This is a genomic window from Bowmanella denitrificans (assembly GCF_002887595.1).
GTDB classification, from domain to species: domain Bacteria; phylum Pseudomonadota; class Gammaproteobacteria; order Enterobacterales; family Alteromonadaceae; genus Bowmanella; species Bowmanella denitrificans.
This window is the reverse complement of record NZ_PEBU01000002.1, coordinates 541469-558493: the sequence shown is the minus strand read 5'-3', so window position 1 is coordinate 558493 and position 17025 is coordinate 541469. Positions and strand designations below refer to the sequence as shown.

The 17025-nt window shown below is 48.7% G+C and carries 20 protein-coding genes, 1 tRNA gene and 2 pseudogenes; 11 read left to right on the top strand and 12 right to left on the bottom strand.

Translation table 11 applies throughout. The features are described from left to right. Positions 1-21 precede the first annotated feature (21 nt). Together CSR04_RS06060 and CSR04_RS06055 are read left to right on the top strand one after the other, a co-directional pair. Positions 22-222, top strand: coding sequence for a CPXCG motif-containing cysteine-rich protein (locus CSR04_RS06060; protein WP_102795349.1), 201 nt, complete (start codon positions 22-24; stop codon positions 220-222). 6 nt (positions 223-228) lie between these two features. After that, positions 229-1248, top strand: coding sequence for a DUF3080 family protein (locus CSR04_RS06055; protein WP_102795348.1), 1020 nt, complete (start codon positions 229-231; stop codon positions 1246-1248). A 583-nt stretch (positions 1249-1831) separates the two neighbouring features. Here CSR04_RS06055 and CSR04_RS06050 read toward each other — a convergent pair. Then, a tRNA-Ser gene (locus CSR04_RS06050) sits at positions 1832-1923 on the bottom strand. Between the two features lie 221 nt (positions 1924-2144). On the opposite strand from CSR04_RS06050, the gene CSR04_RS06045 reads away from it, so the two are divergent. From CSR04_RS06045 to CSR04_RS06025, 5 genes are read left to right on the top strand one after another with little or no spacing between them, the layout of a single operon-like run. Next, positions 2145-2813 (top strand): Bax inhibitor-1/YccA family protein, encoded by a 669-nt coding sequence (locus CSR04_RS06045; protein WP_102795347.1) that lies wholly within the window; start codon positions 2145-2147, stop codon positions 2811-2813. Between the two features lie 35 nt (positions 2814-2848). After that, entirely contained in the window at positions 2849-3232 is a 384-nt protein-coding gene (tusD, locus tag CSR04_RS06040; protein ID WP_102795346.1) for a sulfurtransferase complex subunit TusD, read from the top strand. Then, on the top strand, positions 3232-3588 hold the full coding sequence (tusC, locus tag CSR04_RS06035) for a sulfurtransferase complex subunit TusC (protein WP_102795345.1): 357 nt from the start codon (positions 3232-3234) through the stop codon (positions 3586-3588). Before tusD ends, tusC begins: the two co-directional genes overlap by 1 nt. Next, entirely contained in the window at positions 3588-3878 is a 291-nt protein-coding gene (gene tusB, locus CSR04_RS06030; protein WP_102795344.1) for a sulfurtransferase complex subunit TusB, read from the top strand. Before tusC ends, tusB begins: the two co-directional genes overlap by 1 nt. Further along, entirely contained in the window at positions 3878-4216 is a 339-nt protein-coding gene (locus CSR04_RS06025; RefSeq protein ID WP_102795343.1) for a TusE/DsrC/DsvC family sulfur relay protein, read from the top strand. The genes tusB and CSR04_RS06025 overlap by 1 nt, the downstream gene beginning before the upstream one ends. A gap of 11 nt (positions 4217-4227) precedes the next feature. Here CSR04_RS06025 and CSR04_RS25355 read toward each other — a convergent pair whose 3' ends face one another. From CSR04_RS25355 to lrp, 8 genes and pseudogenes are all read right to left on the bottom strand, one after another. Further along, positions 4228-4359: a hypothetical protein gene (locus CSR04_RS25355; RefSeq protein ID WP_281259783.1), complete on the bottom strand. Its 132-nt coding sequence runs from the start codon at positions 4357-4359 to the stop codon at positions 4228-4230. A 121-nt stretch (positions 4360-4480) separates the two neighbouring features. After that, positions 4481-5770 carry a serine--tRNA ligase gene (serS, locus tag CSR04_RS06020; protein ID WP_102795342.1) on the bottom strand — a complete coding sequence of 430 codons (1290 nt, stop codon included), beginning with the start codon at positions 5768-5770 and terminating at the stop codon, positions 4481-4483. A gap of 9 nt (positions 5771-5779) precedes the next feature. After that, positions 5780-6169 (bottom strand): fluoride efflux transporter CrcB, encoded by a 390-nt coding sequence (gene crcB, locus CSR04_RS06015; protein ID WP_281259785.1) that lies wholly within the window; start codon positions 6167-6169, stop codon positions 5780-5782. Next, the gene (locus CSR04_RS06010) at positions 6162-7481 is read right to left on the bottom strand and encodes a replication-associated recombination protein A (protein WP_102795340.1); all 1320 of its coding nucleotides are present in this window, start codon (positions 7479-7481) and stop codon (positions 6162-6164) included. The genes crcB and CSR04_RS06010 overlap by 8 nt, the downstream gene beginning before the upstream one ends. After that, entirely contained in the window at positions 7478-8110 is a 633-nt protein-coding gene (lolA, locus tag CSR04_RS06005) for an outer membrane lipoprotein periplasmic chaperone LolA (RefSeq protein WP_102795339.1), read from the bottom strand. Before lolA ends, CSR04_RS06010 begins: the two co-directional genes overlap by 4 nt. Positions 8111-8210: 100 nt before the next feature. Beyond that, positions 8211-10115, bottom strand: a pseudogene (locus CSR04_RS06000) (DNA translocase FtsK); the annotation flags it as partial. Between the two features lie 3 nt (positions 10116-10118). Beyond that, positions 10119-10538 (bottom strand): annotated as a pseudogene (locus tag CSR04_RS25490) (DNA translocase FtsK 4TM domain-containing protein); the annotation flags it as partial. A gap of 236 nt (positions 10539-10774) precedes the next feature. Continuing rightward, entirely contained in the window at positions 10775-11260 is a 486-nt protein-coding gene (gene lrp / locus CSR04_RS05995; protein ID WP_102795338.1) for a leucine-responsive transcriptional regulator Lrp, read from the bottom strand. 127 nt (positions 11261-11387) lie between these two features. On the opposite strand from lrp, the gene ald reads away from it, so the two are divergent. Then, positions 11388-12518, top strand: coding sequence for an alanine dehydrogenase (gene ald, locus CSR04_RS05990; RefSeq protein ID WP_102795337.1), 1131 nt, complete (start codon positions 11388-11390; stop codon positions 12516-12518). A 68-nt stretch (positions 12519-12586) separates the two neighbouring features. Here the strand turns inward: ald and CSR04_RS05985 are convergent, their stop codons facing one another. Next, entirely contained in the window at positions 12587-13240 is a 654-nt protein-coding gene (locus tag CSR04_RS05985; RefSeq protein WP_172449246.1) for a glutathione S-transferase family protein, read from the bottom strand. 85 nt (positions 13241-13325) lie between these two features. Here CSR04_RS05985 and CSR04_RS05980 point away from each other — a divergent pair, with 85 nt between their 5' ends. The 3 genes from CSR04_RS05980 (at position 13326) to CSR04_RS05970 (ending at position 15464) form a co-directional block, all read left to right on the top strand. Next, entirely contained in the window at positions 13326-13850 is a 525-nt protein-coding gene (locus tag CSR04_RS05980; protein WP_102795335.1) for a TetR/AcrR family transcriptional regulator, read from the top strand. Positions 13851-13915: 65 nt separating this feature from the next. Next, complete coding sequence (gene ppiC, locus CSR04_RS05975; RefSeq protein WP_102795334.1) at positions 13916-14197, top strand: peptidylprolyl isomerase PpiC; 282 nt, start codon at positions 13916-13918, stop codon at positions 14195-14197. A 31-nt stretch (positions 14198-14228) separates the two neighbouring features. After that, positions 14229-15464: an APC family permease gene (locus CSR04_RS05970; protein WP_102795333.1), complete on the top strand. Its 1236-nt coding sequence runs from the start codon at positions 14229-14231 to the stop codon at positions 15462-15464. Between the two features lie 10 nt (positions 15465-15474). On the opposite strand, the gene CSR04_RS05965 is transcribed toward CSR04_RS05970, so the two are convergent. Both CSR04_RS05965 and CSR04_RS05960 read right to left on the bottom strand, forming a co-directional pair. Further along, complete coding sequence (locus CSR04_RS05965; protein ID WP_102795332.1) at positions 15475-16488, bottom strand: sensor domain-containing diguanylate cyclase; 1014 nt, start codon at positions 16486-16488, stop codon at positions 15475-15477. Between the two features lie 160 nt (positions 16489-16648). After that, positions 16649-17014, bottom strand: a complete 366-nt coding sequence (locus CSR04_RS05960) for a DP-EP family protein (protein ID WP_102795331.1) — start codon at positions 17012-17014, stop codon at positions 16649-16651. Positions 17015-17025: the final 11 nt, after the last annotated feature.

Below are 17025 nucleotides of genomic sequence, written 5' to 3'. Positions count from 1 at the left end.
CTCACAGCGCTAAGGAGAAATATGAAAGCCAAATCAGTTCAGGCCAATTGCCCCCAGTGTGGCCATTCCATGCATTTACTTTTAGATTACAGCTTGGGGGATCAGGACTACTACGAGGATTGCAGTAATTGCTGTCACCCAATGCGAATAAGTCTGCATGTGGATGAAGTAAATAAGAAACTGGTGTATAAAATTGGTGCCGATGACGAACAGTATTACTGAGACACTTTGTTTAGCCTGAAAAATATTCCAGCTATATTCTGGCTTTGTATTTTATTCCAGTTAACTGCCTGCCAGCCTTCTATTGATAATGATCTGGCCAATTATCAAGCCAGGCTAGCCAATGTACTCAATGTAAGTGCCCCAGCGACCCTATCCCCCACCGCATTAGGATTTCCTGCGTTATCAATCACCGGCGCTCCAGAGCTGAATATCAGTCTGACAGACTTCTATCAGTTAAGACATTGTACTTTGTATAACTTGGTTGCACAGCGCAACACCACCTTAGGTAAGTTACAGGGTCCATCACAACGCTATCTTTATGAGAGGCACTTTCTGTCAGCGCTGCAGCAGTGCATCCAAAATACCGAAAATGATGATTTACGCAGTCAAATGCAGGTTTGGCAAAATCAGAAGCGTATGGATTTACTTCTCGCCTGGCAAAAGCTGTTAGCCGGTGAAGAGATGCGTAGCGCTTTGGCTGGCCATCAAATCAAACTATCTGCGGATGAAAATGCACTATTTCAGGCTACCCGGGCTGCACTGACTTACTTGTCAGGTATTGGTCCTCAGGAGTCTGGAAACGGCGCCGAGCACCTGGAACAACATCTGCAAATATTGCATCAGGGGCAACTGCCTGCCAGAGTGTTCCGGACAAGAAAAAAGATAACGGTATTTTTTGCTCAGCTTACCCCATGGCTGGAGAAACAAGCGCTGGACTGCAACAAGGATGAACAAGAAATCACGTACCTTAGCAATGTATTCAGAATTTTTTTTATTGAAAAGATTCAACCATTGGCAGCAAATATCAACCGCTATCAATACGAGTTATTACCCTTGCTGACAGCTCTTTATTCAAGCGGTCCAGTGCCAGTGGTTGAATGGTTAGAACAGCAAGAATTGGAATTTGTTGCTTTTCAAACCAATCTGCGTCGCCATGTTAATTGGTGGCAACAGCTCTTTATGCGTTGCCAGATAAGCATACCTGCCTTACAACAGCCTCAAACAACCACAAAACCAGAATATTGATATATACGCCGCCCAAGACGGTTACGCATAACCCGGGTTTATGCGTTATACGCCAAACCCTGCGGTTATTTCTACCATGCTAACCCGGTTACGGCTCTCTCCGGCATAGAAGGTTAACATTAATATGGAGAGATTTAGAGGGGGTATGCTATGAGTGACTGCGGGCCATCGCTGTAGACAGGATGTTCACATTTGTCGACATGCAGTGCTTTTACTCATTTCCCATAAACTGATTTAAAGCCGTTATCTGAACAGATGTTTGGAGAAGAGCTGTATCTACGCAAGGGATTACCAAACACGTCCTGTGTTTCGCTCTGCAGGCCGGGGGCCATCTTAAAGGCTAAGCGCTTGAACGCTAATGACATCAAAGTGTACGTTTCCAGCACTATGGCTGGCGATACTCTATTCTGTTGGGGATGACTCCGGGCTTCCTGCCCTTCGCCCTGCGGGCCGCCGCTGACAACGCGACGTTCAAAAACGCTCCAGGCGTTTTTGTCGAACCCAAGGGGGTTTTCACCCCCTTATCACCAGGATATAAAGAAAAACGGCCCTGTTCTTTCGAACAGGGCCGTTTTTCTTTATATGGCGGAGAGCGAGGGATTCGAACCCCCGGAAGGTTTAACCCTTCGCCTGATTTCAAGTCAGGTGCATTCAACCGAGCTCTGCCAGCTCTCCGAGAAGTGGCGTGCATACTAATGAGGTTTTTGTACCTTGTAAAGGGTATTTTTCCTTTAAATTACTGAATGATGACAGATTGAGCAACTTGACGCTTTAACCAGCAATTTAGCGCAAACCATATCAGCGGCGAGCGGAATTCCTTGAAAACGGAACTAAAGCCCATAAAAATAGCCAAAGTAATCAGCTAGTGTTTAACTGGTTAAACTTCGGAGTGAAAAATGGACCAAAGAACCCTTTATAGCAGTTCGTCACAAACCTCGGTATTGGAGACAAACAAAGTACTGCGCAACACTTATATGTTGCTAGCCATGACCTTGGTATTCAGTGCATTGTGTGCAGGTGTGACCATGGCCGTCGGTATTGGCCCTGTTGCCGCTATCTCCATGAGCATCGGTGCCCTGGTGCTGCTGTTTGTTGTCAACAAAAAAGCTGAAAGTGCATCCGGCATTTTCTGGGTGTTTGCCTTCACCGGCTTACTGGGCGGCTCTCTGGGTTACACCCTGAACTTTTACGCTGGTTTGCAAAATGGCCCTGAACTGATAATGCAGGCTTTCGGCGCCACCGCACTGGTGTTTTTTGGTTTGTCGGCCTATGCGCTAACCACCAAGAAAGACTTCTCTTTTATGGGCGGTTTTTTAATGATTGGTATGATAGTCGCACTGGTTGCTGCCATTGCTAATATTTTCCTGCAAATCCCGGCCATGAGCCTGGCTATCAGCGCAGGTATTGTACTGATTATGTCTGGATTTATTCTGTTTGATACCAGCCGCATCATCAATGGCGGTGAAACCAACTATATTCGTGCGACCGTTGGACTGTATTTGAGTATCTACAACCTGTTCACGTCGATATTGCATCTGTTGGGTGCGTTTGGAAGCGACGACTGATACACTAAGGCCCTGCTAAAGCAGGGCTTTTTTTCATGGCAACATTTTCCATTCTGGTGACCTCTGCCCCATTTGACAGTCAAGGCAGCAACAGTGCATTGCAATTTATTCGCGCTGCAATTGAATCAGGTCACAGCATTTCAGGCGTTTTCTTTTATCAATCCGCGATCACTAACGCCAGTGCTTGGCAATCACCACCGGCCGATGAACTGCAGTTACACCAGGAATGGCTTGCCTTGCATCAGGCTGGCGTGCCATTACATGTTTGTGCAACCGCAGCAGCAAGGCGGGGTATTCTCGGCGCCGATGAAGCCCAGGCAAAGAACCTCAGTGGCACAAACCTTCAAGAGCCGGTGCTGGCCAGTGGTCTGGGGCAGTTAATGGTGCTGCTAAATAGCGATCGTTTGGTGCAGTTCTGATGCAAAGTATTGCCATCATTAATCGCCATGCGCCACACGGCAGCAGCCACGGACAGGAAGCCCTGGATCTGGCGCTGGTAGCAGGCAGTTTCGGCCAGGAAGTCGGACTGTTTTTTATCGGCGATGGAGTATTTCAGTTGCTTCGGCAACAACAGCCTGAAACCATTCTGCGCAAAAACTATAGCAAGACTTTCGCTGCCTTGGAGTTCTACGATATCAACACCATTATTGTCTGCCAGGATAGCTTAAAGGAGCGTGGATTAGGGGAAGATGATTTGTCGGTTGCAGTGGAGTTACTTTCCCCCACAGCCCTTACAACCAGATTGAAACAGTTTCAGCATATAGTGAGCTTTTAATGATTCTGCATCTGTTACGCAGCAGCCCTTTTAGCGCGCTCGACATAGCTCAAAGCCTTGCGCTGATGGACCAAGATGACGGCTTACTGTTAATGCAAGACGCCGTCTATGCCTTGCAGGGACAAGATCAGCCCTGGTTTGAACAACTCCAACAGCGCCAGGGCATTTATATCCTTAAAGAAGACATGCAGGCGCGCGGTCTTTCACATTGTCCTAGCTTTATAGAGCAGGTTGATTACAGCAAATTTGTCACCCTAACCCTCACATTCGACCAAGTGGTAACCTGGTAATGCAACATTCTTTTGAATTTAACGGCCGTGACATAGTCACAGATTCAGCCGGCTATCTACTCAATCATATGGACTGGGATGAGACCATGGTGTCTTTTCTTGCGCAGCGTGAAGGCATAGAACTGACAGAAGCGCACTGGGAAGTGGTACTGTTTGTTCGTCATTTTTATCTGGATTTTAATACCAGCCCGGCAATACGGGCACTGGTGAAAGCCATGGAAAAGAAGTTTGGCCCTGAGAAAGGTAACAGCCGTTATCTGCAACGTTTGTTTCCGGACGGTCCGGCAAAGCAAGCTACTAAGCTGGCCGGGCTACCCAAGCCTGCCAAATGTTTGTAGAAAAACAACATTTATCCTATCAGGCCTTCATACACCGTCAGAAACGTCAGCCAGAACAGATAGGCCACCATCCCCAGTGTAATCACCAGAGTAACATAGTAGAGCACCTTCATCAGCAGGCGCACATCGGCTGTAGCTTTCATACGCAGCGAAAATCAGCTTAACTTTTGAAAGTAAAGCACAAATTTCTGTTTATGAAAGTTTCAGGTCAGAATTGGCCAATAAAAACGGGCCTTGGCGGCCCGCTTGCTTTACAACTGTCGCTTAGCTGATGCGATCTAAGCCATTCATGTAGGGTCGCAAGGCATCCGGGATCTCCACACTACCGTCGGCCTGTTGATAGTTTTCCAAAATCGCAACCAGGGTACGCCCCACTGCCAGCCCTGAACCGTTTAAGGTATGCAGCAACTCTGGCTTACCGGTCTCAGGATTACGATAACGGGCCTGCATACGACGGGCCTGGAAATCCAGCATATTCGAACAAGAAGAAATTTCGCGGTAGGTATTCTGTGCCGGCAGCCAAACTTCCAGATCGTAAGTTTTACATGAACCAAAGCCCATATCACCAGTACAGAGCAACATCTTACGGTAAGGCAAGCCAAGTAGGCGCAGCACTTTCTCTGCATGTTCCGTCAATTCTTCCAGTGCCTCAAATGACGCCTCTGGCTTCACCAGTTGCACCAGTTCAACCTTATCAAACTGATGTTGACGGATCAGCCCACGAGTATCCCGGCCATAAGAGCCCGCTTCACTGCGAAAACAAGGTGTATGGGCGGTCATCTTAACAGGCAGTTGGTCAGCAGCGAATATTTCATCTCGCCCCAGGTTAGTTAGCGGCACTTCCGCAGTCGGGATCAGACTAAGCCCCTGCCCCTCTTCGGTGGCGGGTTTGGTATGGAACAGATCCTCACCAAACTTAGGCAGTTGTCCGGTGCCAAACAAGCAGTCTGCATTAACCAGATAAGGCACATACATTTCCTGGTAGCCATGTTCATTGGTATGCAGGTCCAGCATAAATTGGGTCAATGCCCGGTGCAGTCTGGCAATTTTGCCGCGCATCACCACAAAACGCGCACCACTGAGCTTGACGCCGGCTTCGAAATCCAGGCCTTTATCCAGAGCAGCAGAGACGTCAACGTGGTCCTTTACTTCAAAATCAAACTGGCGGGGTGTCCCCCAGCGACTGATCTCTTTATTTTCTTCTTCATCCCGGCCGACAGGCACGGATTCATGTGGCAGATTAGGTAAGACCTGAGACAGCTGGCTGATTTCTTCTAACAATGCATCCAGTTCCGCTTTAGCAGCGTCCAGTTCATCACCCAACTTGCCAACCTCGGCCAACAGAGGTGCGATATCTTCACCCGATGCTTTCGCTTTACCTATGTTCTTAGAGCGCACGTTACGCTCATTCTGCAATTCCTGTGTGCGAACTTGCAGCGCTTTGCGTTTTTCCTCCAATGACTTGAAGGTCGCCACATCCAGGGTAAAACCGCGTGAGGCCAGGCGCTCGGCCGTTGTTTCAATGTCGCTGCGCAAAAAATTCGGGTCTAGCATGCTGTGTGATTAACCTTTGTTCAAAATCAATTTAATTCCCAGCCAGGCTGCCAATAGACAACACAGCAGGTTCAACAAAATATTGGCAATTGCTTTCAGCCAGGCACCTTGCTGAATCAGCAACAAGGTATCCAGGGAAAACGTAGAAAAGGTGGTCAGGGCACCAATAAAACCTATGCTCAGAAAGGTTCGCCAGGGATGGCCAGCCACATACTCGCTCTCTATCAAACCATACACTATGCCGATCATCAAAGAGCCGAGAATATTCACCGCCAGTGTACCAAAGGGAAACCCTTTGCCAAACCATTGCATCGCCAATTGCGAGATAAAATACCGCAAGCAGGCTCCCATTGCGCCGCCTGCGGCAATTGTGGCATACAAGGCCAGGCCGTTACTTATAACGTTTGCGGTCACTTTGTTGGTCCAATTGGCTGAGGTACTCAAGCTTGGCCTGGATTTGCTTTTCCAGACCGCGTTCATTGGGTTGATAATACCGCTGTTCTGCCAGCTCTGGTGGCAAGTAGCTTTCCCCTGCGGCATAGGCGCCAGGTTCATCGTGAGCATAACGGTAGTCCTGGCCAAAGCCCTGCTCTTTCATCAGCTTGGTGGGTGCATTACGCAAATGTACCGGCACCGCAAAGTTGGCCAGTTCCCTGGCATCGCGCCTGGCTTGTTTAAACGCCACATACACTGCATTACTTTTTGCTGCGCAGGCACAATAAACCAGCGCCTGAGCAATCGCCCGCTCACCTTCGGCAGGCCCGACACGATGAAAAATATCCCAGGCGTTAAGACACACCTGCAAGGCCCGCGGGTCTGCATTGCCAATATCCTCTGAGGCGATGGCCAACAAGCGTCTGGCTGCCACCAGGGGATCACAACCAGCTTCCAACATGCGGGCAAACCAATACAAAGCGCCATCCGGTGAAGAGCCACGTACCGACTTATGCAGCGCCGACAGCATATCGTAAAACTGATCTCCCCCCTTATCAAAGGCCGCCACTTTACCGCCCACCGCTTCCTGTACAGTGCTGTATAAAATAACGCCCTGCTCAGCAAAATCTGCGGAAAGCTCCAAATAGTTCAACAGCCTGCGCCCGTCACCATCAGCCATTTGGGTGAGTAAAGCTCTGGCTTCTGGCGCCAGGGATATATCAGCAAAACGGGTATCACGCAAAGCCCGCTCCAGCATCCATTCAAGGTCGGCCTGTTCAAGCTTTTTCAGTACATATACCCTAGCCCTCGACAGTAACGCACCGTTTAGTTCAAAAGATGGGTTTTCTGTCGTGGCACCGATAAAAATCACCGTACCGTCTTCTATATGGGGTAAAAAGGCGTCCTGCTGGCTCTTATTAAATCTGTGCACCTCATCCACAAATAACAGGGTCTTTTGCCCCCGGGACTGGGCCTGATGACGGGCATTATCAATGGCCTGGCGAATGTCTTTAACACCGGATGTTACTGCGGATATACGCTCCACATGCGCATCACAGTAATTGGCAATTAATTCGGCCAGTGTGGTTTTACCTGTTCCGGGCGGGCCCCATAAAATCATCGAATGAGCTTTGCCCTGCTCAATGGCTCGTCTTAATGGCTTATTGGGGGCAAGAATATGTTGCTGACCGGCATAGTCTTCAAGACGACGCGGTCTGAGCAAAGCAGCCAGCGGTTGATAGGGGTTATCCTGACCGAAATCCAGCTGCTGGGTCATGGTTTTTGCAGGTTACCTGTTTGCACCTGACGCTGATCATCCAGCTCATAACCTTCAGGTAAGGTGAACTTAAACAATGCTGCTGGCAGGTCGATGTTTTGCTTAATATCTCTGAAATTCAGCACGCTTTTTTGCTGCTGCCGGTCGAGCAAACTCAGTGATAAAAGTGTTTGACCGTCAAAAGTCAAAGTCAGAGTATCAATCTGGCTATTGTCAGACTTACTGCGGATAAGATAGCCACTGCTTTCCTGACTCACCGTAAAATCCTGCCATAGGTGACTATCTGGTTGCGCCAATAAAATGAGCGGGTTGTTTTCAATAGCGCCTTGTTGGTCAAGTGCAATGGCCTGGCTGACAAAAGGATCCACATGCCAAACCGTTTGCCCATCGGCTATCAACAAGGCTTCATCCGGCGTTTTCAACTCCCAGCGCAATTTGTCAGGCTGTTGCAGATGTAAAGTGCCCTGTGCATGTTGAACGGCTTGTCCTTGTCCGTCGGTCACCTGTTGCTCAAAATCAGCCTGAAAACTATGCAACTGGCTAAGTTTGCTCTTCAGACTATTCGCAGCCTCGTTGGCCAAAGTGGGAAACGCCAATACACAAAAACCAATGGTAAGAAGTCTCTTCATAACATCCTAAGAAATAATAAACACCCAAATCAGTCTGCTGATCCTGGTTGAGCTTAAACTGAACAGGTCATTAATCGGGTCCTGACAGGTTTAAATTGGTTCATACTGGCGGTGGTGCCAATACTTCCCGGTTGCCATTGTGCCCCTGGGCACTGACCACACCACTCATTTCCATTTGTTCGACGATACGGGCAGCCCGGTTATAGCCTATTCTGAACTGCCGTTGCACACTGGATACCGAAGCCCGGCGACTTTGCGTCACAAAAGATACCGCATCGTCATACAAGGGGTCGGATTCTGCATCTTCGCCTTCGGCCTGCTCACCGGGTAACAGCACTTCGGTACTGCCTTCGCCACTTAAAATCTCATCAATGTAATTAGGCTTACCGCGCTTCTTCCAGTCTGCCACTACGGCATGCACTTCATGATCATCCACAAAGGCGCCATGTACGCGGGTCGGTACGCCGGTTCCGGGGGGCAGATACAGCATATCGCCCTGCCCTAACAGGGCTTCGGCACCTTGCTGGTCCAAAATGGTGCGGGAATCAATTTTAGATGAAACCTGAAATGCAATACGGGTGGGAATATTGGCTTTAATTAAACCGGTAATCACATCCACTGACGGGCGCTGTGTTGCCAACACCAGATGAATCCCCGCAGCCCTGGCTTTTTGCGCTATCCGGGCAATCAGTTCTTCGACTTTCTTACCCACGATCATCATCATGTCGGCAAATTCGTCTACCACCACCACAATGCTGGGCAGCTTTTCTAAATCCGGCGCTTCAGGCTCCATACTCTGCTCGGGTTTCCAGAGCGGGTCTTTGATGGGCTCGCCTGCTTCAATGGCATCAGCGATCTTAGTGTTATAGCCCTTAAGGTTACGCACCCCTAATGCAGACATCAGGCGGTAACGCCGCTCCATTTCCCCTACACACCAGCGCAAGGCGTTGGCCGCTTCTTTCATATCCGTGACCACTTCGGCCAGTAAATGAGGAATGCCTTCATATACAGACAGTTCTAGCATCTTCGGGTCGATCATAATCATCCGCACGTCTTCGGGGCTGGATTTATACAGCAACGACAGAATCATGACGTTTACCCCAACAGACTTACCTGAGCCTGTGGTACCTGCCACCAGCAGGTGTGGCATCTTGGCCAGGTCCACCACCACAGGTTTACCGGCAATATCTTTGCCCAGCACCATGGTCAGATTGGACGTGGAGTTTTGAAACACATCACACTCGATTACTTCGGATAATCGCACCATTTCACGATGCTTATTCGGCAGCTCAAGACCAATAACAGACTTACCCGGAATCACCTCCACCACGCGCACAGAAATAGCGGAAAGCTCCCTGGCCAGGTCTTTGGCCAGGGAAGAGATTTTGGCAACCTTCACCCCTGGCGCTAAATCCAATTCAAATCGGGTAATCACCGGGCCGGGATACACCCCAACCACCTTAGCTTCAATGCTGAAGTTCTGCAGTTTGGCTTCCACCAACCGGGATGCCGCTTCCAACTCTTCCGGAGAAATGGGATTTTTCACCTTGTCCGGGCGATCGAGCAGCATAAAAGACGGCCTTTCCCCCTCCACAGCGAATTCTTCTTCCAGCTCAGCCAGGGTTTTGGGCTTAGTTTTATCGCTCTTGGTTTTCACTGGAGCGGGCTTGGGTGCAGGAGCCGGCTCGTCAAACAATGGCACCTCCCCCATATCAAAGTCTTCGTCATTATCCAGACTGAATACCGGTTCAATAACCGGCTCACGTCGCGGGACCGGTGTCGCTCCCCAGGGAGGCGCTTCTTCAGCAACAGACTCAGATTTAGGCTTGTCCGCCATCTCCACCATATCGTTATCGTTGTGTTTACGTTTAGGCAGTGTTGGCACCTGCATGCCCTGCAGTATGGAGGGCAGTCTGCCCAGCCATTTGACCCCGCTTATCGCCCAGTCACCCAAGTGATCAATCAGCAGTAACCAGGAAATACCCGTCATCAACGTCAGGCCGGTGCATAAAAAACACAACAACAACAGAGTTGTACCCGCCAGGTTAAAGTAAGGGAGCAAGCGACCGCTAATAGCATCACCCACAAAACCACCGGCAGAAAACACGTAAATATCGTCGGCATTCAGGCTGAACAGCGCGGTAGCGCCAACAATGGAAAGAATAAAACCAATCAGTCTTAAGCCGATGGTGAGATAGTCCAGCTCGAGCAAGTTCTTGGTTTGCTGGAACAAAAACCAGCCCAATAGCGCAATACCGAAGGGAAACACATAGGCAATATAGCCAAAACTGTTGAGCAGAATATCAGCAAACCAGGCACCAATGGCTCCGGCTGCATTTTGTACGTCATCGCGAAACCCTGCCTGGCTCCAGCTAGGGTCAGCAGGGTCGAACGAAGCCAAAGCGAGCAACAGGTAGAGTGCAAACATACTGCACACTATCATGCCCACTTCCATGATCCTTTGGATACCAGAGAGTCGCGCCATCATCATCTATTTATTATAAAAATTGCCACTGCAAACACTGTGCAAAGATACCAGCCACGTTGCTAAAATCCTAGCTTGGCAGTACATAAACCCTGTTTTTATTGCCAGTATTTTTATTTGCTGCGCAAATCTTGTTCAAGATGTCGTCAGATACCAACAAGTACTGGCAGATACAGCCATTACTTCAGGTTAATTTTAATCGCACCGGTATGTTTCACTTCTTCCATCACCACATAGGTACGTGACTCACTAACGCCAGGCAGCCCCAGCAAGGTATCTCCCAACAACTTTCGATAACTGGACATATCTGCCACCCGGGCTTTTAACAAAAAATCAAAATCTCCTGCCACCAGATGACATTCCTGAATATCGTCCAACTTACGAACCGCAGAAGAAAATTCTGCAAAGATATCGGTGGATGTTTTCGTCAGGGTAATCTCCACAAACACCAACATGGCAGCGCCCAGCTTGGTGGGATCCACCCTGGCATGGTAGCCACTAATATAGCCTTGTTGCTCCAAACGCCTTACCCTCTCTAAACAGGGGGTGGCACTTAAACCGACCCGGCGGGATAGTTCAATGTTGGAAAGTCGGCCATCTTTTTGCAACTCAACCAGTATATTACGGTCGATACGATCCAGGTGTTTGGGGGTTTTTACCAGCATACGATTATCTTCTCACTGCACTTTTCGCAGCATTATATCCTGCCGTTAACAATTCTTCAGCACACTCTTCTGTAAATCTTTGCATATACTTCACAACCTATTTTTCCCGCAAAGGTTGAACAGAATTATGTTGATCGGTGTACCTAAAGAAATAAAAAACCATGAATACCGTGTTGGCCTGACGCCAGCCGCAGTGAAAGAATTTGTTACCCACGGCCATGCTGTGCTGGTGCAGAAAGATGCGGGCACCGCCATTGGCTTTACCGACGATCAGTATATTGCCGCAGGCGCAACCATCAGCGATAGCGCAGAGAGTATCTTCGACAAAGCCGAGATGATCGTAAAGGTCAAAGAGCCTCAGCCCAACGAATGTAAAATGCTGAGCAAAGGGCAAACGCTATACACTTATCTGCACCTGGCACCTGATCCAACGCAAACAGAACTGCTGATTGCCTCCGGTGCCACCTGTATCGCCTATGAAACCGTAACCGATTCACGCAATGGCTTGCCATTGCTGGCGCCTATGTCTGAAGTTGCTGGCCGAATGTCTATTCAGGCCGGTGCCCATTATCTGGAAAAAGCCCACGGCGGCAGCGGTACGCTACTTGGTGGTGTACCAGGTGTTGCCCCGGGTAAGGTGTTGATTGTAGGTGGCGGCGTGGTTGGTACTAATGCTGCCAAGATGGCGATCGGCCTGGGTGCCGATGTGACTATACTGGATCGCTCTTTACCGCGTCTGCGTGAGTTGGACGATATCTTCCGTGGTCAGTTAAAAACCGTATTCTCCACCGTCGATGCCATTGAGCATTATTCATCTAAGGCCGATCTGGTGATTGGTGCCGTGCTTATTCCTGGTGCCGCTGCGCCTAAATTGCTGACGGCCGAGCATATTCGCAATATGAAAGAAGGCTCAGTCGTAGTAGATGTGGCGATTGACCAAGGCGGCTGCTTCGAGACCGCCCGTGCCACTACCCACCAGGATCCCGTCTATGTCGTTGACGGTGTTGTGCACTATTGTGTGGCCAACATGCCAGGCGGTGTTGCGCGTACATCCACCATGGCACTGAACAATGCGACCCTGCCGTTTGGTCTGGCACTGGCCAACAAAGGTCCTAAGCAAGCCATGCTGGACGATGTGCACCTGCTTAACGGCCTGAATGTGCATGAAGGCAAAGTCACTTATAAAGCGGTGGTTGATGCCCTGGGTAGTAAATTGGGACTGACCTATACCGATGCCCGCACCGCGTTAGGTGCATAATGTCAGTTAAATACTGATAAAAAGGGCGCTCAATGAGCGCCTTTTTTGTTGCTGGAAGTACAGCTGAATTAGGATGGCTGCTTCGGCACCAACACTTTTTGACAAGCAGGGTATTTATCTTTCATACGTTGCACATAGGGCCCTATCACACTGTCGGCAGATAGTAGATTGAACGGCTCCTGCAACTGCGTTACATAGTACAGCGACGGCAGTGCCATGGCGTCAGCCAAGCTGAAACTGTTGCCAAACAGATAGTCGCCCTCCGCCAACCAGCTTTCCAGCAAAGATAGTGCCTTTAATGCTGCAGGTTTGTTGGCTGCCATTACATCCAATCTGGGTGCACCGTCCTGCCCTTTGGGGAAAATCAGTTCCAAAATATAGTCTTTGATCAGGGCATGATTTATGTAGGTAGACAGCAGTTGCACCTTCTCATCCAGTTTCGCTCGTAGCCAGGGGTCAGTGGGCTGCAATTCGGGACCGGGATAGGCATTATCAAGATAACGTATGATGGTGGCGGATTCGCACAACACCTGATCGCCAATCAGTAGTACCGGCATCTTGCTATAAGGGTGCCAATTAGCATGTTGCTCACCCTTAAACTCTACATTCATACCTGCCACTTCCAACCCCATGCTGTAGGAAATGCCTTTTTGCTCGCAGACCAATTGTACGACACGGCCAAAACTACTGAATGGCACAGAATAAATATGTACGGGTGTCATGAAGATTCCTTGTTGTTGATTACCTTGCATCAGCTTAGAAAACCCATAAATATGTTCAAGAACATATTTATGGCAAGGAATCACTATGGCCTGGCAACCAACGCATAAGCAGCAAACACGAGAGCGCATTTTGAGCAGCGCAGCAAAACTCTTTACCACAGAGGGCTTTGACAAGGTCAGCATTGACCAGATCATGCACAATGCCAATCTGACCAGAGGCGCCTTTTACGCCCATTTCACCTCCAAGTCAGCGCTTTACAGCGAGGCAATTCTTGCCTCAGCCAGAAACAGCGTTCGCAGTTTGCCCAATGGTTTTAGTACCTGTGAGTTAACCAGTGCGTATTTATCTGAGGAACATGTAAAAGGACTTAATCGTCGCTGCCCGCTGGCGTTTCTGGTCACAGATATTGGCAAACAAGACGAACAAATTAAAAATACCTATACCCGCATTTTCCAGGGCATGATCAATATGCTGGAATCATCGGGCTTAGATCGTGAGAAGGCACTGCAGCAAGCCGTACTGATGGTCGGTGGTGTTGCCATTGGCCGTGCGCTGAATGACGATTCACTGCTGGCGGAGCTGCTGCAGAGTTGTAAGAATCTAGCCTGACATTTGAATCTGCTATCCACCTTAATAGATAATCGCCGCCACAGCTTAAATAAAAGAGAAACAGCATGCCAAGAAAAGCCGCCGCATTGCATATTCTGGTCAAAACTGAGCAGGAATGCCTGGCTTTAAAAAAGCAACTGGCACAAGGTGCCAACTTTCAACAATTAGCCAAGAAACACTCACTTTGCCCTTCGGCCAAGCGTGGCGGCGACCTGGGAGAATTTAACCAGGGTCAAATGGCCCCAACTTTTGATAAAGCGGTTTTTAATGGTCCTGAGCTGGAGGTACAAGGTCCGGTAAAAACCAAGTTTGGTTACCATCTCATTAAAGTACTATACAAGCGTTAACCTTTCCCCCACTAGTTCCAGGGAGTGCGGCATGCCAAGCATCCAGCCCAGAGATTTCAGTTTACTGGACGCTGTGTTGATTGTACTGACAGCCATATTGTTGTACCTGATGTTTCGCCCTAACGTCAGACAATCCACTTTCTGGCAAGCCACCGTCACACCTCTGGCTTCTATTATTGGTAGTGGCTTTTTGGTGGTCGTACCCTTGCTGGCCAATATTGCTGGCCATTGGGCCTGGTTGGCCATCCTTGTCATCTGTTTGCTGTCACTGTGGCTGGGCCATGCCATGCGCTTTACGATGGAATGGGAGGAAACACAAAGTCAGGCTCAACCGCCCGACCCTTTGCGTATGGGTCTGGACCGTTTTGCCGATGTTGCCCTGGCATTTGCATATGTTATTTCCATCACCTTTTATATTCGCCTGATGGCGGGCTTTGTGCTCACCGGCCTGGATATCTACAGCGAATTTAATGCCGATGTGTTGGCCACTTTGGTGCTTGCCGGGATTGGCATATACGGTCTGTTTAAAGGCTTGCACGGCCTGGAGAAGTTAGAAACCTATTCAGTGAGTATCAAGCTGGCCATTATTGTTGCCCTGCTGGCTGGACTAATCTGGCATGATATTGGCCAGGGGTACAGCCTGGCAGGGCTTACTGCGCCCAATCAAAACCTGGCTCAGTCCCTCGCGCAGTTAGGTGGTATGCTATTGATTGTGCAAGGGTTTGAAACATCAAAGTATCTTGGTTCCGAGTATCCTGCCAAGGTTCGCATGCAGTCCATGATTTTAGCCCAGCGACTGGCGGCAGCCATTTACATTAGTTTTGTGGTATTGGCGATGCCGCTTATGAGCCAGTTTGTTGGCAGCGAACCCAACGAAACCGCCATTATAGCGCTGTCAGGTCAAATAACCCTGATCCTGCCAGTACTATTAGTGATTGCTGCAGCCATGAGTCAGTTCAGTGCCGCTATTGCTGATACTATTGGTGCCGGCGGCGTGGTGGAGAAAGAAAGCCGCCACCATCTACCCGCCCGACGTCTCTACCCGGTTATTACGGCCTTGTCGATTGCATTACTATGGAGCAGTAACATATTCCAACTAGTTACCTATGCGTCAAAGGCTTTTGCATTTTATTATATGCTACAGGCACTGATTGCCGCCCGCTTGGCAAGCCACGAAACCAAAAAAGCCAATCAAGCATTGGCGTTTCTTTGTTTGGCGGTTTTAATGCTTTTAGTGGTATTGTTTGCCGTGCCGGTGGAGGCTTAAGTCAGACACATCAGAAACATAAGCTAATACGGTTACGTCCCTCATTTTTTGCTCTGTAAAGCGCGGTATCTGCAGCACACAACAATGCTTCCGCAGTGCGGAATTGGCCATTAAACTCACAAGCTACCCCCTGGCTTACAGTCACCTGGGTTGATGCGGGAAGCCCCAACCGGGCAAACTCAAGTCGGCTCACGGCACTTTGTATGTTCTTTGCCAGCAACTCAGCATCCTGCAAATGACAGCGTGGCATCAGTACAACAAACTCTTCACCGCCGTACCTTGCTGCCAGACAGTCTCTCGCTGGAAGTTGCGCTTTTATTACCTGAGCGATGCTTTTCAAACAGCGGTCACCATTAACATGTCCATATTTGTCGTTAAAAGCTTTGAAATAATCAATATCTATGATGATAAGACTTAGTGGCTGTTGGTTTGAGACACTTTCGCCCCAGATTAGCGCAAGGCTTTCCTGCAGATGGTGGCGATTTGCCAAGCCGGTCAGACAATCAGTGTAAGCCTGCTTTCTAAGAGCTTGATATTGTGCCTTATAATGCGAAAGATTATGCACCACCCCAAGAATTAAACGCTCACCAGCACAGATTTCCGTTGGCAGTACGGAGAGTGATAAATCAATCTCAATGCAACCTCCTGTCGCCCGATTTAACACAACTTCTGCCGGACCGTGCGTAATTGGTAGTGTATTTCTTCCCTGCCAACTATTCGTAAGTTGTTGATACTGGGAACGATAGTTTTCATGCAACAAATGATGCCATTTCTGGCCAATAAGATTCTGCTTAGGCTGGGCCAAGACGGAAGCCATCTGAGGATTGAGCATCTCAATTACGCCTTGGTTATTAATCACAAATACCGCCTCAGCAATGGCATTAACAAACTGATGCAGATTGAGTAGATTCCGCTCAAGTGACTGAATATCGGTTTGTGTTGAGAAACGAGAATTCGTCTGCTGCGGGGTCTGATGATCAGACTTGACTGACAATCCCTGATTTACATTTCTGATATCGGACATGACATTTCATTTATCAGTTTAGGTTTTGAACACCTTAACGAAAAATAGAAATCCCATCCTTCCGACAACCTTACCAATATAACCCTTTGTAAAATAAGATATTTATTACAACCAGGTAAAGGAAGCCTCCATTCAGGCAGAGAACAGAGGCTCATACGTGTTATCTGTGGCGATTTTTAATCTGTGGATCAGGGCTGATAAAGGTTGTAGTAGGATCGTCTTGTTTGGCTACCACCAGACGTAAGCATATATCTTCATCGTCAGCATCAGTGTCGGTGATCATTATCTTGCGTTTGTCTTCGGTAAGTTGCCAGGTTAGATCGCCATCTTCGTCATTGGTAATTTCTGGCGCAGTAAAGACGAAACCATTGCTGTTAATTAACTCATAATCTATTTGGGTATTGGGAATGGTCACAACAACAGAGCCATCGCTGGGCTGTCCACCTTCATCAAAAAATGAAAATGTAGCATTGTTATCCTCAACGGTAACTTCCAGTGTAAACACAAATTTCGGTGCTGAAGGCATACTCGGTATTT

Excerpts from the sequence above, each read along its gene's own strand:
- CSR04_RS06060 (WP_102795349.1), top strand. The coding sequence starts at position 22 with ATGAAAGCCAAATCAGTTCAGGCCAATTGCCCCCAGTGTGGCCATTCC.
- CSR04_RS06045 (WP_102795347.1), top strand. The coding sequence starts at position 2,145 with ATGGACCAAAGAACCCTTTATAGCAGTTCGTCACAAACCTCGGTATTG.
- tusD (WP_102795346.1), top strand. The coding sequence starts at position 2,849 with ATGGCAACATTTTCCATTCTGGTGACCTCTGCCCCATTTGACAGTCAA.
- tusC (WP_102795345.1), top strand. The coding sequence starts at position 3,232 with ATGCAAAGTATTGCCATCATTAATCGCCATGCGCCACACGGCAGCAGC.
- tusB (WP_102795344.1), top strand. The coding sequence starts at position 3,588 with ATGATTCTGCATCTGTTACGCAGCAGCCCTTTTAGCGCGCTCGACATA.
- CSR04_RS06025 (WP_102795343.1), top strand. The coding sequence starts at position 3,878 with ATGCAACATTCTTTTGAATTTAACGGCCGTGACATAGTCACAGATTCA.
- CSR04_RS25355 (WP_281259783.1), bottom strand. The coding sequence starts at position 4,359 with ATGAAAGCTACAGCCGATGTGCGCCTGCTGATGAAGGTGCTCTACTAT.
- serS (WP_102795342.1), bottom strand. The coding sequence starts at position 5,770 with ATGCTAGACCCGAATTTTTTGCGCAGCGACATTGAAACAACGGCCGAG.
- CSR04_RS06010 (WP_102795340.1), bottom strand. The coding sequence starts at position 7,481 with ATGACCCAGCAGCTGGATTTCGGTCAGGATAACCCCTATCAACCGCTG.
- lolA (WP_102795339.1), bottom strand. The coding sequence starts at position 8,110 with ATGAAGAGACTTCTTACCATTGGTTTTTGTGTATTGGCGTTTCCCACT.
- lrp (WP_102795338.1), bottom strand. The coding sequence starts at position 11,260 with ATGCTGGTAAAAACCCCCAAACACCTGGATCGTATCGACCGTAATATA.
- ald (WP_102795337.1), top strand. The coding sequence starts at position 11,388 with ATGTTGATCGGTGTACCTAAAGAAATAAAAAACCATGAATACCGTGTT.
- CSR04_RS05985 (WP_172449246.1), bottom strand. The coding sequence starts at position 13,240 with ATGACACCCGTACATATTTATTCTGTGCCATTCAGTAGTTTTGGCCGT.
- CSR04_RS05980 (WP_102795335.1), top strand. The coding sequence starts at position 13,326 with ATGGCCTGGCAACCAACGCATAAGCAGCAAACACGAGAGCGCATTTTG.
- ppiC (WP_102795334.1), top strand. The coding sequence starts at position 13,916 with ATGCCAAGAAAAGCCGCCGCATTGCATATTCTGGTCAAAACTGAGCAG.
- CSR04_RS05970 (WP_102795333.1), top strand. The coding sequence starts at position 14,229 with ATGCCAAGCATCCAGCCCAGAGATTTCAGTTTACTGGACGCTGTGTTG.
- CSR04_RS05965 (WP_102795332.1), bottom strand. The coding sequence starts at position 16,488 with ATGTCCGATATCAGAAATGTAAATCAGGGATTGTCAGTCAAGTCTGAT.
- CSR04_RS05960 (WP_102795331.1), bottom strand. The coding sequence starts at position 17,014 with ATGCCTTCAGCACCGAAATTTGTGTTTACACTGGAAGTTACCGTTGAG.